Source organism: Rhodoferax ferrireducens T118 (assembly GCF_000013605.1).
Lineage (GTDB): Bacteria > Pseudomonadota > Gammaproteobacteria > Burkholderiales > Burkholderiaceae_C > Rhodoferax > Rhodoferax ferrireducens.
On the sequence record NC_007908.1, the window covers coordinates 4,560,631 to 4,575,051 of the forward strand.

Annotated in this window: 15 protein-coding genes; 13 read left to right on the top strand and 2 right to left on the bottom strand. The window is 60.6% G+C overall.

Features of this window, described 5'->3' with window-relative positions:
• Positions 1-63: 63 nt before the first annotated feature.
• Together RFER_RS20705 and RFER_RS20710 are read right to left on the bottom strand one after the other, a co-directional pair.
• Positions 64-909: an HDOD domain-containing protein gene (locus tag RFER_RS20705; RefSeq protein ID WP_011466346.1), complete on the bottom strand. Its 846-nt coding sequence runs from the start codon at positions 907-909 to the stop codon at positions 64-66.
• A 141-nt stretch (positions 910-1,050) separates the two neighbouring features.
• Positions 1,051-1,653 carry a HupE/UreJ family protein gene (locus RFER_RS20710; protein ID WP_011466347.1) on the bottom strand — a complete coding sequence of 201 codons (603 nt, stop codon included), beginning with the start codon at positions 1,651-1,653 and terminating at the stop codon, positions 1,051-1,053.
• Positions 1,654-1,957: 304 nt separating this feature from the next.
• Here RFER_RS20710 and RFER_RS20715 point away from each other — a divergent pair, with 304 nt between their 5' ends.
• The 13 genes from RFER_RS20715 to hypE all read left to right on the top strand — a co-directional run bounded on the left by RFER_RS20715 (position 1,958) and on the right by hypE (position 14,415).
• The gene (locus RFER_RS20715; protein WP_011466348.1) at positions 1,958-3,139 is read left to right on the top strand and encodes a hydrogenase small subunit; all 1,182 of its coding nucleotides are present in this window, start codon (positions 1,958-1,960) and stop codon (positions 3,137-3,139) included.
• Between the two features lie 2 nt (positions 3,140-3,141).
• The gene (hybA, locus tag RFER_RS20720) at positions 3,142-4,137 is read left to right on the top strand and encodes a hydrogenase 2 operon protein HybA (RefSeq protein WP_011466349.1); all 996 of its coding nucleotides are present in this window, start codon (positions 3,142-3,144) and stop codon (positions 4,135-4,137) included.
• Positions 4,138-4,139: 2 nt separating this feature from the next.
• The gene (gene hybB / locus RFER_RS20725) at positions 4,140-5,306 is read left to right on the top strand and encodes a Ni/Fe-hydrogenase cytochrome b subunit (protein WP_011466350.1); all 1,167 of its coding nucleotides are present in this window, start codon (positions 4,140-4,142) and stop codon (positions 5,304-5,306) included.
• A gap of 23 nt (positions 5,307-5,329) precedes the next feature.
• A complete protein-coding gene (locus RFER_RS20730) occupies positions 5,330-7,036 on the top strand; it encodes a nickel-dependent hydrogenase large subunit (protein WP_011466351.1) in 1,707 nt (568 codons plus the stop codon).
• 61 nt (positions 7,037-7,097) lie between these two features.
• The gene (locus RFER_RS20735) at positions 7,098-7,589 is read left to right on the top strand and encodes a HyaD/HybD family hydrogenase maturation endopeptidase (protein ID WP_041791048.1); all 492 of its coding nucleotides are present in this window, start codon (positions 7,098-7,100) and stop codon (positions 7,587-7,589) included.
• A gap of 1 nt (position 7,590) precedes the next feature.
• Entirely contained in the window at positions 7,591-7,845 is a 255-nt protein-coding gene (locus tag RFER_RS20740; RefSeq protein ID WP_011466353.1) for a HypC/HybG/HupF family hydrogenase formation chaperone, read from the top strand.
• Positions 7,842-8,339: a [NiFe]-hydrogenase assembly chaperone HybE gene (gene hybE, locus RFER_RS20745; RefSeq protein WP_011466354.1), complete on the top strand. Its 498-nt coding sequence runs from the start codon at positions 7,842-7,844 to the stop codon at positions 8,337-8,339. Before RFER_RS20740 ends, hybE begins: the two co-directional genes overlap by 4 nt.
• 10 nt (positions 8,340-8,349) lie before the next feature.
• Complete coding sequence (gene hypA, locus RFER_RS20750) at positions 8,350-8,691, top strand: hydrogenase maturation nickel metallochaperone HypA (protein WP_011466355.1); 342 nt, start codon at positions 8,350-8,352, stop codon at positions 8,689-8,691.
• Between the two features lie 20 nt (positions 8,692-8,711).
• Positions 8,712-9,650: a hydrogenase nickel incorporation protein HypB gene (gene hypB / locus RFER_RS20755; RefSeq protein ID WP_011466356.1), complete on the top strand. Its 939-nt coding sequence runs from the start codon at positions 8,712-8,714 to the stop codon at positions 9,648-9,650.
• Positions 9,647-12,016: a carbamoyltransferase HypF gene (gene hypF, locus RFER_RS20760; RefSeq protein ID WP_011466357.1), complete on the top strand. Its 2,370-nt coding sequence runs from the start codon at positions 9,647-9,649 to the stop codon at positions 12,014-12,016. Before hypB ends, hypF begins: the two co-directional genes overlap by 4 nt.
• The gene (locus RFER_RS20765) at positions 11,985-12,227 is read left to right on the top strand and encodes a HypC/HybG/HupF family hydrogenase formation chaperone (RefSeq protein WP_041791050.1); all 243 of its coding nucleotides are present in this window, start codon (positions 11,985-11,987) and stop codon (positions 12,225-12,227) included. Before hypF ends, RFER_RS20765 begins: the two co-directional genes overlap by 32 nt.
• On the top strand, positions 12,224-13,354 hold the full coding sequence (hypD, locus tag RFER_RS20770; RefSeq protein ID WP_011466359.1) for a hydrogenase formation protein HypD: 1,131 nt from the start codon (positions 12,224-12,226) through the stop codon (positions 13,352-13,354). Before RFER_RS20765 ends, hypD begins: the two co-directional genes overlap by 4 nt.
• Entirely contained in the window at positions 13,351-14,415 is a 1,065-nt protein-coding gene (gene hypE / locus RFER_RS20775) for a hydrogenase expression/formation protein HypE (protein WP_011466360.1), read from the top strand. Before hypD ends, hypE begins: the two co-directional genes overlap by 4 nt.
• Positions 14,416-14,421 lie beyond the last annotated feature (6 nt).

Sequence of the window (14,421 nt, forward strand, 5' to 3'; positions counted from 1 at the left end):
AGCTGCGAAAAGACGTCAACGGCGAGCCGCTGATACCCGAAACCTTGCGTGGACACACGCCTATTACTCTGACTGATCAATCTTGTGCACAAACGCCAGCGCAATGCGGGGCGACACGTTGAGCAGGCTGGCGATGTCGTCAATGTCGTCGGGCAGGGCTGCATTGTCCCAGCCGAGCATGGTGTGCCGGGCCAGCCGCACGGCCAGCAGAACGTTGCGCACGCTCGGGTGGTCGGGATGCTTGCCGTCACTGATGTGCACCAGCAGTTCGGGCAGGCGCCAGTCTTGCATCAGCGCTTGCCGCAAATCGTCCAGCTCTATATTGAGCACACTACGCTGGATGCTGGCAGAACGCAGCGTCGGGTCGACGCGCTGCGCCTCGCTCATCTTGAGCGCCAGGGCGGGCGCATGACACCAGAGCAACATTTCGGCAAAGTCATGCAAAAACGCTGCCAGCTGGATGGCGCCGGCGTCCAGGTCAGCGCGATGCACTGCAAAACCCAATGCAAAAAGCCTGGCGCGTTCGGCGCGTTTCAGCAGATCAAGCAAACCTTCAAGCGCCAGCGGCTGATCTTGCAGCCGATCTTCAACCGTGGGTTGCGCGCCAAAGTGCTGAAAAAATGGCGAAATGCCCATCATCACCAGCGCGCTGGTGATGGTTTCGGTGCCGGTGGCTGCGTCTGGCCGACGCTTGGAGCCCACATGCGCCAGTAGCTTGAGTGTCATCAGCGGGTCATTCTGTATGACCGAGCTCAACATGCTCGCATCCACATCATCCTCACGGGCGCGTAACGCTTCCAGAGCCTCGGCGGTCTCGGCCAGTACCGGTATCTCGGCGCTACGGAAGTAGCTCAGCCAAGCCGCAAGCCCGGACAGCGGATCCGTCAGGTGCACATGAGGCGCCGACATAACGGCAGGTTGGAGTAAGTTGGCCACAGCGATCCTTGTGTTGCTAGCCGGGCAAGTATCTTAGGGCCTGCGCAACAGGTCAAGGCCCGCCTTACTCTCCTGAAAAAAGAGGTTTAAGACACCTCTTTTTGCCTCTACGGATCACAATTGGCTGAACAAATACAGACCAGCACCCCCCAACAGGGTTCCCATCGCGGTGATGACCCAGTCGGCTGTGCTGGCGAGATAGCGGCGAACGCCCAAACCAGCCGCCGCACCGCCCAAGTGGAGTGTGGCGGTGGTTAACAGAAAGCCAGCGGCGTAGCCGGCAAAGCCGGTATCCGGGGTTTCAGCACCGTGCGCCAGACCGTGCATTGATGACGCCAAGGCGATCAATCCCAAGCCAAGCGCGAGCGGCATTTTTTGACGCGAGGCGACCAGCATGACACCGAACAGCACCACACTCAAGGAAATCAGCTGTTCAAGCCAGGACATGGTCAAGCCCATGGCGCCAAGCGCTGCACCAATTACCAGGGCAAGCAGAAACGTGGCAGGCCCCCACCAGACCCTGCTGGCAGGCAGGGCGGACACCGACCACATGCCCACTGCCACCATGGCCAGCAGATGGTCCAGTCCGAAGGGGTGAACCAGCCCCTCGAAGACACCCGTGGTGCCATGCCCTGTGTGGGCCTGCGCCAGACCAGCAACCAGCGCCAAGCTGCCAACGCTGACATTGCGCAGCAATCTATGGGACAAGAATTTCATGGGATGCTCCTAAATATGATTATGGAAAGACAAGATTTTCATACAAGATTCGTGCCTGGTTCGGCTCGCGCGCCAACACCAATGAAACAGAATCGTCATGACGGCGTGGTGGTCAATTTGGTCACGGAAATACTGGTTAGCAGGCTGCATATTTGCTAACCATCCGTACGCTGAAATTGCGTTTTTTAGCTCGGGTAAACCCTTAAATTTTGACCTGAAAATCGCAGTTTCAGCTTGGCCCGTAAATTGCCTATGTCGTAGCGATCAGGTCCAGACTCGACCTGGCGTTATGAGGAGACAAGACATGGGCGATATGAATGAGCTATTTGACTTGGGGTCCGATGCGTTCCATGGCGTCGAGCAACGCCTGGGTATGTCAAGGCGTGACTATCTGCAATTTTGCACCACGCTAGCGGTCACCATGGGACTGCCAAAAGGCGCCGAAGCTGCGGTGGCCAAGGCAATAGAAACCAGCCAGCGTCCATCGGTGATCTGGCTGCACTTTCAGGAGTGCACGGGCTGCTCGGAGTCGCTGTTGCGGGCTGAACATCCAACGCTGGAAAAGCTGATTCTGGACGTCATCTCGCTCGACTACCACGAGACTTTGATGGCCGCCGCCGGGCACCAGGCCGAGGCCGCCCGCAAAGACGCGATGAAGACCCACAAAGGCAAATATGTGCTGGTGGTTGAAGGCGCCATTCCGGTCAAGGACAACGGCATTTTCTGCAAGATCGGGGACCACACCGCGATTGATCTGGTCAAAGAATGTGCCGCTGATGCGGCGGCGGTGATCGCCATTGGCTCTTGTGCCTCCTGGGGAGGTATGCCGTCTACCGGCCCCAATCCGACCGGCGCCTCCAGTGTGGCCGAGGTGCTGGGCAAGTCTGTGGTCACCATCCCTGGTTGCCCGCCCAACCCCTATAACTTTCTCGCCACCGTGGTGCACTTTCTGACCTTTGGCAAGCTACCTGACGTCGACAAATTGGGGCGCCCCAAATTTGCCTACTCGCGCCTGATTCATGAAAACTGTGAACGCCGCGCGCACTTCGATGCCGGGCGCTTTGCGATGGAGTTTGGTGATGCGGGCCATCGTCAGGGCTACTGCCTCTACAAGCTGGGCTGCAAAGGGCCGGAAACCTATGCCAATTGCTCAACCATAGGATTTGGCGACGCGGGCGAAAACAACTGGCCGGTCGGCTGTGGCCACCCCTGCATCGGTTGCAGTGAAAAAGGCGTGGGCTTTACCAAGCCGATTCATCAGGTCGCCACAGTGATCAATATCGTGCCACCGCAACAGTATCCGCGCATTGTGGAAGAACAAGGCAAGGGTGCGTCCTTTGCCTCTGCTGCTGCGCTCGCTGCGTTGGCCGGCGCCGCGGCTGGCGCTGCCGTGATGTTGACGCGCAATCTGGGCTTGTCGCACGCGGCATCCGAGGCCGAGCGCGCCAAAGCTGAAGGCAAGTCCAAAGACCAGGCTCAGGTGTAATCATGGACACTCGTCGTCACTTCTTGAAAGGGGTTGTTGCGGGTGGCGCAGCGATCACCTCAGCCGCAGTTGCGCCACCAGCTTGCGCGCGCGAGACCCATAGTCGCCCGGCCGAGGCGCTGGGCCTGTTGTATGACGCGACGCTGTGCATCGGCTGCAAGGCCTGCGTGGCCGCCTGCAAAGAGGCCAATAACAATCCGCCGGAGTTCTCGACCGAAGATCGTCTCTGGGACACGCCACTGGACACGTCGGGCTACACCTTCAACATCATCAAGATGTACCGCAACGGCACGATGCAGACCAAAGATGCCGAGGTGAATGGCTTTGCCTTCATGAAGACATCGTGCATGCATTGCGCCGACCCCTCCTGCGTGTCTGCTTGTCCGGTGTCGGCCATGACGAAAGACCCGGCAACCGGCATTGTGGCCTACGACCCCGGCGCCTGTGTCGGCTGCCGTTATTGTGTGGTGGCTTGCCCGTTTGGTATTCCCAAATACCAATACGACTCGCCCACCGGCAAGATTGGCAAATGTGAGTTGTGTCGTCATCGCTACGCTGACGGTCACTACTCCGCCTGCGCCGAAGTATGCCCAACCGGTGCCACGCTCTATGGCCGCAGTGCCGATCTGCTGCTTGAAGCCAAACGACGTATTGCACTCAAGCCCGGCAGCGTCACACGTTACCCGAGAGGCAAGATTGGCGGCCCGGATCAGAGCTATGAAGGTCCGGTCGGCAACTATCTCCAGCACGTGTATGGCGAGAAAGAATTCGGCGGCACGCAGGTGCTCAAACTCTCCGCGGTAACTTTTGCCAAGGTCGGCATGCCCGACTTGCCACCCAAGTCGTCGGCGGCCACGTCGGAGACCCTCCAGCATTCACTTTACGGTGGATTGGTGATGCCGGTGGTCGTGTTGGGCGCATTGAGCTTCATTGCCAAACGCAACGTACATGACGAGGACGATGAGTCAGGCACTGACAAAGACAAAGGGGAGAAGTGATCATGACGACTCATCAACATGCGGCGCCCACACCGGTCGGCGGCAGTCTGGTCAATGCGGCAACGCTGGTCTGTGGTGTTCTCATTGCCATCATGGCTGCCATTCTTCTGGTGCGCTTCATATTTGGCCTGGGGATGGTGGCCAATATCAACGACGGTTACTCCTGGGGCATCTGGGTCGTGGTCGATGTGATGATCGGCTCGGCGCTGGCCTGCGGCGGCTTCTCGGTCGCCTTGCTGGTCTATATTTTCAACAAAGGTGAATACCACCCGCTGGTGCGTCCGGCTCTGCTGGCCAGTCTTTTTGGCTACACACTCGCGGGCGCGGGCATCTTCGTGGACCTTGGGCGCTGGTGGAACTTCTGGCACATCTTCTGGCCGGGCTATGCCAATCCCAGTTCCGTGATGTTTGAGGTGGCGGTTTGCGTCACGGCCTACATCCTGGTGATGTGGATTGAGTTTTCACCCGTGTTTCTGGAAAAAATGGGCAGACGGGATGTGAAGAAGAAACTCAACAAGTGGCTGTTCTTCTTTATTGCGCTGGGCGTGTTGTTGCCCATGATGCATCAGTCCTCGCTGGGCACCATGCTGGTGGTGATGGGTGGGCAGGTGAATCCGTTGTGGCAAACGCCCGCGGTGCCCTTGATCTACCTTCTCACCGCCATCGTGATTGGATATGGCGTGGTGCTGTTCGAGTCCTGTGTCGCGGCAGCCGGTTACCGCCGGACGATAGAGATGCGTCTGCTCAACCCGTTGTCCAAAATCATGCTGGGTGTGCTGGCGGTTTATCTGGTGGTGCGCTTTGGCGACCTGCTGATTCGGGGCGCGCTGGGTGAGGCTTTTCATCCGGACTGGGTCGCCATCTCGTTCTGGATTGAGAACATCGCCTTTGTCGCGCCCTTCTTCCTGATTGGCAGCACGCAGGCTCGGCGCAACCCGGCCAATCTGTTTCTGGCAGGCATTGCCATCATGATCGGTGGCATCTTGCTGCGCCTCAATGGCTTCCTGATTGGCTATGGGCATTTCACCGGCTCGGGCTGGACCTACTTCCCCTCGCTGGCCGAAGTCATGGTCACTGTCGGCATCTTCGCCATCGAGGTGCTCGGGTACATCATCATCACCCGCCGCTTCCCGGTGTTGCCGCGGGAACATGCGCAGGTCGCTTCTTAAATAAAACAAGGACGGAGACAAAAATGTCACAACGTATCACCATTGATCCGATCACCCGCATTGAAGGCCATTTGCGCATCGATGTCGACATCGATGGCGGCAAGGTCAACAAAGCCTGGTCGTCCGGCCAGATGTGGCGCGGGGTGGAACTGATCTTGCTGGGACGCGATCCGCGCGACGCCTGGGCCATCACGCAGCGCATCTGCGGGGTCTGCACCACGGTGCACGCCATTACCTCAGTGCGGGCGGTGGAAAACGCGTTGAAAATGGAAATTCCACTCAATGCGCAGTACATCCGCAACCTGATTATCCTGGCGCACTCGGTGCATGACAGCATCGTTCACTTCTACCACCTGTCGGCACTCGACTGGGTCGATGTGACCTCGGCGCTCAAGGCAGACCCGGACAAAACCGCCATTTTGGGTGAAAGCCTCTCCAGCTGGCACCTCAACAGCAAGCATGAGATGCGGCGCGTGCACGAGCGGCTCCAGCATTTTGTCAATGGCGGGCAGCTCGGCATCTTCACCAACGGCTACTGGGGCCACCCGGCCATGAAGTTGTCACCCGAGGTCAACCTGCTGGCGGTGGCGCACTATCTGCAGGCGCTCGAAGTGCAACGCAAGGCCAACAAGATCGTGTCCATTCTGGGCTCCAAGACACCGCACATCCAGAATGTGGCGGTGGGCGGTGTGGCCAATCCGCTGGCGACGGATTCACAAGCGGTGTTGACAGTGGAACGCCTGATGGCCATCAAGGGCTGGATCGATGAACTGGCTGATTTTGTCAAGAATGTCTACCTGATCGACGTCGCTGCCGTGGGCGCTTTCTACCCGGAATGGACTGCCATAGGCAAAGGCGTCACCAACTATTTGTCGGTGCCCGATATTCCGCTCGATGCCAAGGGAACGCAGTTTGCCTTCCCCGGCGGTTTCATTGAGGGCGGCGACCTGGCCAAGCGCAAGCCCATCTCGTCGTTCAACGACGAGTACTGGATCAAGGGTGTCGAAGAGTCCGTCAAGCACTCCTGGTACAACTATGACAAAGCGGGTGCTTTGCATCCCTACAAGGGCGAGACCACACCCAACTACACCGACTTCAAGGATGATGCCAAGTATTCGTGGATGAAGTCGCCCACCTTCTACGGCAAGGTCGCCCAGGTCGGCCCGCTGGCCCGCGTGCTCAATGGACTGGCGGCCGGTCATGAAGCCACCACCAAATACGCCACGGCCACACTTGACACGGTCTCTGCATTGGCCAAGACCAAGATTGGCCTCGACGCCATGCACTCCACCATCGGTCGTCATGCGGCGCGCGCTATCTCTTGCTGCGTCAATGTGGATCTGCTGGCCGACCAATGGACCGCCTTGCTGACCAATATGGGCAAGGGTGATCTGGCCACTTTCAACAAGCCGGTATTTCCCAAGGGCGAGGTCATGGGCGTGGGCTTTCATGAGGCGCCGCGCGGCGCCCTGTCGCACTGGGTGGTCATTGACAACGGCAAGATCAAGAATTACCAGTGCGTGGTGCCTTCCACCTGGAACGCCTGTCCCAGAAACGAGAAGGATGAGCCGGGTCCCTACGAAGCCTCCTTGCTCCATACGCCCATCGCCGACCCGGAAAAACCCTTGGAAGTGCTGCGCACCATTCACTCCTTTGACCCCTGCATTGCCTGCGCCATCCATTTGACCGACACTGTGAGCGGCACGGCCATCTCGGTCAAGGCGGTCTAGCAGCGGCGTACCATCCAAGGGTCAACGAATGGCTGACTCTTTTCATTCGGGGCCTCACTTTATGCATGCAGTTGTACTGGGTATCGGCAACACGATCCTGACCGATGAGGCGGCAGGCGTGCGCGCGGTGGAGGCGCTGGAGCTGGCCTTCAAGATGCCCGCGGAGGTGCAGCTTATCGACGGCGGCACCTCCGGCATGGAGATGATCGAAGACCTGTCCAACCTCGATTTCCTGATCGTGATCGATGTCGTCAGGACCGGTGCCGCGGCAGGGACGGTTGTCAAAATATCGGGCGATCAGATTCCGGTTTTTTTCCGCAGCAAGCTCTCGCCCCATCAAATTGGTCTGCCCGATGTGCTGGCCAGTCTGGAACTGCTAGACACCATGCCGAAAGAAATTGTGGTGTTGGGCGTTGAGCCGATTTCACTGGAACTGGGCATGGAGATGACGCCGACCATTGCGGAAACAATTCCGCAATTGGTCGAGATGGCCGTTGCTGAACTGGTTTTGCGCGGCTATGCGCTTGAGCCCCTGACGGCACAGGTCGCTTGAGATGTGCCTGGCCGCACCTTCCCGCGTGATCGAGGTTCGTGCTGGCACAGCCGTCACGGAGTGTTTTGGCTTGAGGCGCGAGGTCAGCCTGCTGTTGCTGGATGAAGAAATTGCGGTCGGCGACTACCTGCTGATTCAGGCCGGTGGTTTTGCGTTTGAGCGGATCGACTCGGCGCGAGCGCAGGAATCCCTGGCATTGATGCAGGAGCTGATGGCAGAGCACGATGACGCCAGGCGCTGGGGTGAATCCGCATGAGCCCCAACATTCACATTGTCAGTCCGGCTGACGCGGTTGAAGCGGCTTTTTCCCGCATCCAGCAGGAATGCATGGTCGACGTGCCCATTCTCAATCCGGCGCTGTCCGTCGAGGCCATTGATTTCCAGCGCTGGCAGGGGCATTGGCTGGGCATGGTGGTGACGCCCTGGTGCATGAGCCTGTTGCTGCTGCCCGGCAGCATTGACAACTGGGTCTCCACGGGTGAAAACAAACGTCGCTTTGTCAGGTTCCCTGCGGGTGATTTTGCGTTTCTGGGCGGCCATGAAACGGAGCTGGGTGAGTACCAGAGCTGCTCGCTGTTTTCGCCCATGGGCAAGTTCTCAAGCCAGTCGGAGGCGACCATGACGGCGCGCGCCTCCTTGGTCGGCCTGTTGACGGTGCCGCAGCCGCCCCAGGCGGTTAACAAAAAAGATAGGGCTGCTGGGCAGACCCCGGTGTCCCGCCGAAACTTTTTTGCTTTTCGAAAACAGTAAGCTGCCCGCTATGCACGAAATGTCGCTCGCCGAAGGGGTGCTGCAACTGATAGAGGATGCAGCGCGCAAAGATCACTTTGCCAAAGTCACCACCGTCTGGCTTGAAATTGGTCAGCTCTCGGGTGTAGAGCCCGAAGCCATGGTATTTTGTTTTGATGCGGTGACGCGGGACAGCGTCGCCCAAGGTGCGCGGCTGGAAATCATGACATTGCCCGGCACTGCTTGGTGCATGGCCTGCGCAGAAACAGTGCCGATGGCGGAAGTGTTTGGCCAGTGCCCGCAATGTGGCGGCTACCAACTGCAGGTCACCGGGGGCACTGAAATGCGGGTCAAAGAACTTGAAGTAGAGTAACAACAAATAGGAGACTGGCTATGTGTGTCACTTGTGGCTGCGGTGTGGGTGAAGTCAAGATTAAGGGTGAACAGGCGCATACGCACGACCATGTGCATCCGGATGGCAGCAGCCACAGTCATGATCATCCCCACGATCACGCGCATACGCACGACCATGCTGACAGCGATGCCCACCTACATTCGCACGACGAAACCCCGGCACACGCGCACGCCCCAGGCGTCACGCCCAAACGCATGGTGCAGATTGAGCAGGACATCCTGGCCAAGAACAACGCTTACGCGCAAGCCAACCGGCAAAACTTGGCTGAGCGCGGCATTTTTGCGCTGAACCTGGTGTCCAGCCCCGGCTCCGGCAAGACCACGCTGCTGTGCAAGACCATTGCCCTGTTGGGCCAGCAAGCCGTGGCCGTGATTGAGGGCGACCAGCAAACCAGTCAGGACGCTGACCGCATTCGCGCCACCGGTGCCCAGGCGATCCAGATCAACACCGGCAAGGGCTGTCATCTGGATGCCCACATGGTCGGGCACGCGATGGAACAGCTCAAGCTGGAGGATGAATCCCTGCTGATGATTGAAAACGTGGGCAACCTGGTGTGCCCCGCCGCCTTTGACTTGGGCGAGGCGCACAAGGTGGTGATCTTGTCGGTCACCGAGGGTGAAGACAAACCGATCAAGTACCCCGACATGTTCCGTGCCGCCAGCCTGATGCTGCTCAACAAGATCGACCTGCTGCCGCATCTGAATTACGACGTGGATGCGGCCATCGGCTTCGCGCGCCGGGTCAATCCTGGCATTCATGTCATTGAGCTCTCGGCCACCAGTGGCGAAGGCATGGACGAGTGGCTGGCCTTTCTGCGTGATGGCGTGTCCCAGGCCAGCGCCGACCGGCAGCAAACAGTGGACGGTCTGAAGGCGCGTATTGCCCATCTGGAAGCGCGCTTGCAGGCGCAGGCTTGACGACTGCGTTGCCACTCGTTGCGCGTCACATCCGGGTCAGCGGCATTGTTCAAGGGGTCGGATTCCGGCCTTTTGTCTGGCGCCTGGCGCAGGAACTCAAGCTCACCGGCTGGGTGCGCAATGACGCCCAGGGCGTCGAGATGGCTGCCCAGGGCGCTGAGCCCCAAGTTGCCGAACTGTTGCAACGTCTGCGCACGGATGCGCCGCCGTTGGCGCGAGTTGATGCGGTGCAGGCGCGTGAGGCTTTGGTAGAAGACTGGGCCGGTTTCTCCATCATCGACAGCATCCAGGGCCGCGCCGTCACGGCCATTGGCCCGGATGTTGCCGTCTGCGCCGATTGCCTGAACGAGCTGTTTGACCCCACGAACAGGCGCTGGCGCCATGCTTTCATCACCTGCACGCATTGCGGCCCCCGCTTCACGGTGACCCGCGCCTTGCCTTACGACCGGCCGCAGACCAGCATGGCAGCGTTCCCGCTGTGCCCGGCCTGTGGCGCTGAATACAGGGCAGCGGCGGATCGGCGTTTTCATGCCGAGACCACCTGTTGCCCGCAATGCGGCCCCACGCTGGCGTTGCTGGATGCGCAGCACCAGACGATTCAAGGCGATCCGATTGAACGCACCTTGCACCTGCTGCAAAACGGGAAAATCGTGGCCATCAAGGGGCTGGGCGGTTTTCACCTGGCTTGTGATGCGCGCAACCCGGAGGCGGTGGCGCGGCTTCGGTTCACCAAGAACCGCGAAGAAAAACCCTTTGCCGTGATGCTGGCCAACGTCGCCAGCCTGGCGCCTTATGCGCAGGTATCGGATGCAGAGCGTGCTCTGCTGGAAAGCCGTGAGCGCCCCATCGTGCTGCTGCGCGCGCGGCCAGGTGGCGATGCCGCCTTGTGTGGTGTGGCGCCGGGCCTGCTGTGGCTGGGTGTGATGCTGCCCACGACGCCGATCCACTTCTTGCTGTTGCATGAGGCCGCCGGCCGACCTGCGGGCAGCGCCTGGACCAACAAGCCGCAGGCCATGGTGCTGGTGATGACCAGCGCCAACCCGGGTGGTGAGCCCATCGTGCGCGATATGGCAGAGGCGCGCACGCGTCTGGTTGGCATTGCCGACGCCTATCTGGACCACGACCGCGACATCGTGGCGCGCTGCGACGACAGCGTGGTGCGCCCGCTGGGACCGGGAGCGCAGTTCATCCGGCGCAGCCGGGGTTACGCGCCTGTCGCCATTCGCTTGCCACACGCGGGGCCATCCGGGCTTTCCCGGCCTTGCGTGCTGGCGTTTGGCGCCCACCTCAAAAACACGGTGTGCGTGACCCGTGGCGATGAAGCTTTTTTGTCGCCTCACATTGGCGACCTGGACAACGCCGCAAGCTGTGACTTCCTGAACGAGACGGTGCAGCGCCTGTGCGATCTGATCGACGTCAAGCCGGCGGTCGTCGCGCACGACCTGCACCCCGACGACTACAGCACACGCGCTGCCCTTGAATTTGCCGATCGCCATGGGCTGCCCACGCTGGCTGTGCAGCATCACCACGCCCACATTGCCGCCGTGTGTGCCGAGCACGGCTGGCAGGGCCCCGTGTTGGGGCTGGCGCTCGATGGTGTGGGCCTGGGGACCGACGGCAGCGCCTGGGGTGGTGAATTGCTCAAGGTCGATGGGGCGCATTTCGAGCGCCTGGGCCACCTGTCGCCCTTGGCCATGCCGGGTGGCGACAGGTGCGCGCGTGAGCCCTGGCGCATGGCGGCTTCGGTGCTGCATGAGTTGGGCCGCAACGCCGACATCGTGGAGCGTTTTCAGGAGCCCGGCGCAGATACCGTGGCCGCCATGCTGCAGCGCCAGTTCAACAGCCCGCGCACGTCGAGCATGGGCCGCGTGTTTGATGCAGCAGCGGGTTTGCTGGGCCTCTGCTCTTATATGAAATATGAGGCTCAAGCCCCCGTGTTGCTTGAACAGTGTGCTACTCTTTTTATAGATAACCAGGGCTGGCCTGCCGCCATGGCTGAGGGCTGGACGCTCAGTGACCGGGGCCAACTCAATCTGCTGCCCGTTCTGGCATCACTCCTGGGTGCCAGCGACGTCAACCAGGCCGCCGCCCGCTTTCACGCGACCCTGGTGGCCGCCCTGACCGACTGGGTGCTGCAAGCCTCAGCCGCCACCGGATTGCGCACCCTGGCGTGGGGTGGTGGCTGCTTTCTCAACACCCTGCTATCGTCAGGTCTGCGGCAAAATCTGGAACAAGGCGGCATCACCGTGCTGGCACCGGTTCACACGTCGCCGGGCGATGGCAGCATCGCGCTCGGGCAGGCCTGGATCGCCTTGAATTCTTTGGAGACTAAAGATGTGTCTTGCACTACCGGTCAAAGTGATTGAAGTCGGCTGCGGCCCGGCGGGCGACTGGGCCATCGTTGATTTGGGAGGCGTCAAAAAGGAGATCTCGCTGGCGCTGCTGGACGATGTTCAGGTGGGCGACTATGTGATTTTGCATGTGGGTTATGCGCTGTCAAAACTGGACCCGCAAGAGGCCGAGCGCACGCTGGCGCTGTTTTCTGAAATGGCTGAATCAGTTGCCGCGGCCTCATGAAATACATCGACGAATTCCGTGACGGCGAGGTCGCCAAAACCTTGGCCCTCAAGATCGCCCGGCTGGCGCAGCCTGAGCGCAGCTACAGCTTCATGGAATTTTGTGGCGGCCACACCCACGCCATTTCCCGCTACGGCCTGTCCGACTTGCTGCCGCCCAACGTGCGCATGGTGCACGGCCCCGGCTGCCCGGTGTGTGTGCTGCCGATCGGCCGCATTGACATGGCGATCGACCTGGCACTGAAGCAAGGCGTGATCCTGTGCACCTATGGCGACACCTTGCGCGTGCCGGCCTCTGAAGGCCTGTCGCTGATGAAGGCCAAGGCGCGCGGTGGCGACATTCGCATGGTCTATTCCACGCTCGATGCCTTGCAGATTGCGCGCGACAACCCCGAGCGCGAGGTGGTGTTTTTTGCCATCGGGTTTGAGACCACCACACCGCCAACGGCGCTGGCTATTTTGCAGGCACACCAGGAACAATTGAGCAATTTCAGCGTGCTGTGCTGCCATGTGCTGACACCCGCGGCGATCAGCCAGATTCTGGAGTCGCCCGAAGTACGGCAGTGGGGCACGGTGCCGATTGACGGCTTCATCGGCCCGGCGCATGTGTCAACCGTGATTGGCAGTCGGCCGTATGAATTTTTTGCCGAGGAATACCGCAAACCGGTGGTGATTGCCGGCTTTGAGCCGCTGGACGTGATGCAGGCGATTCTGATGCTGGTCAAGCAGGTCAACGAAGGGCGTGCCGAGGTTGAAAACGAGTTCGCACGCGCGGTCAGCCGCGACGGCAACCAGAAGGCGCAGGACCGGGTCGCCGAGGTGTTCGAGTTGCGCCGCGAATTCGAGTGGCGCGGGCTCGCCGTGGTGCCTTATTCCGCTTTGATGATCCGTGAGAAATACGGCAGCTTCGATGCCGAGCGCCGCTTCAAGATGGATTACCAATCGGTGCCCGACAACAAGGCCTGTGAATGCGGGGCCATTCTGCGCGGCGTCAAGCGACCGCAAGACTGCAAGATTTTCGGCACCGTCTGCACGCCGGAGAACCCGGTGGGCTCGTGCATGGTCAGCAGCGAAGGTGCCTGCGCGGCGCATTACAGTTACGGGCGTTACAAGGACATGACCCCATGAGTGAAGTCAAACGCGGCTACGTGCGTCCGCTCGATCTGAAACATGGCCGGGTGGACATGACGCATGGCTCGGGCGGGCGCGCCATGGTGCAACTGATCTCTGAGCTGTTCACCCGCCATCTGGGCAACGCCTACCTGGGCCAGGGCAATGATGGGGCCGTGTTGCCCGCCGCGGTTTTGAACGGCAAGCCTGCGCGACTGGTGATGTCCACCGATTGCCATGTGGTCTCCCCCCTGTTCTTCCCCGGTGGCGACATTGGCTGCCTGTCGGTGCATGGCACGCTCAATGATGTGGCGGTGATGGGCGCCACGCCCCTCTATCTGGCCGCCGGTTTTATTCTGGAGGAAGGTTTTGCGCTGGCTGAGCTGGCGTGCATCGTTGAATCCATGGCACGCGCCGCCCATGCTGCAGGGGTGCCCGTGGTCACGGGTGACACCAAGGTGGTGGAACGCGGCAAAGGTGATGGCATTTTCATCACCACCACCGGCGTCGGCGTCTTGCCCGATGGGCTGGAACTGGGCGGAGCCCGGGTGCGGCCGGGCGATGTGGTGCTGGTGTCCGGGTCCATGGGCGACCACGGCGTGGCCATCATGAGCCAGCGCGAAAACCTGAGCTTTGAGGCCAGCATTGAATCCGACACCGCCGCGCTGCATGGCCTGATCGCCCAGCTGCTGGCCACCGGTGCCGACATCCGCTGCCTGCGCGACCCCACCCGAGGCGGCCTGGCTTCGACCTTGAACGAAATTGCGGGGCAATCCGGTGTGGGCATGATGCTGCATGAGAAAGCCATTCCGATCAAACCGGTGGTGGCTGCGGCCTGTGAATTCCTCGGCCTGGACCCGCTCTATGTGGCCAACGAAGGCAAGCTGATTGTGATTTGCGCGGCTGCCGATGCGCCGCGCCTGCTGGCCACCCTGCGCGCGCATCCGCTGGGCGTGGACGCCGCCGTGATTGGCGAGGTGATGGCCGACGAGCATCATTTTGTCCAGCTCACCACCGCCTTTGGCGGCCGGCGCATTGTGGATTGGCTGGCCGGTGACCAACTGCCGCGCATCTGCTAAAAAAAC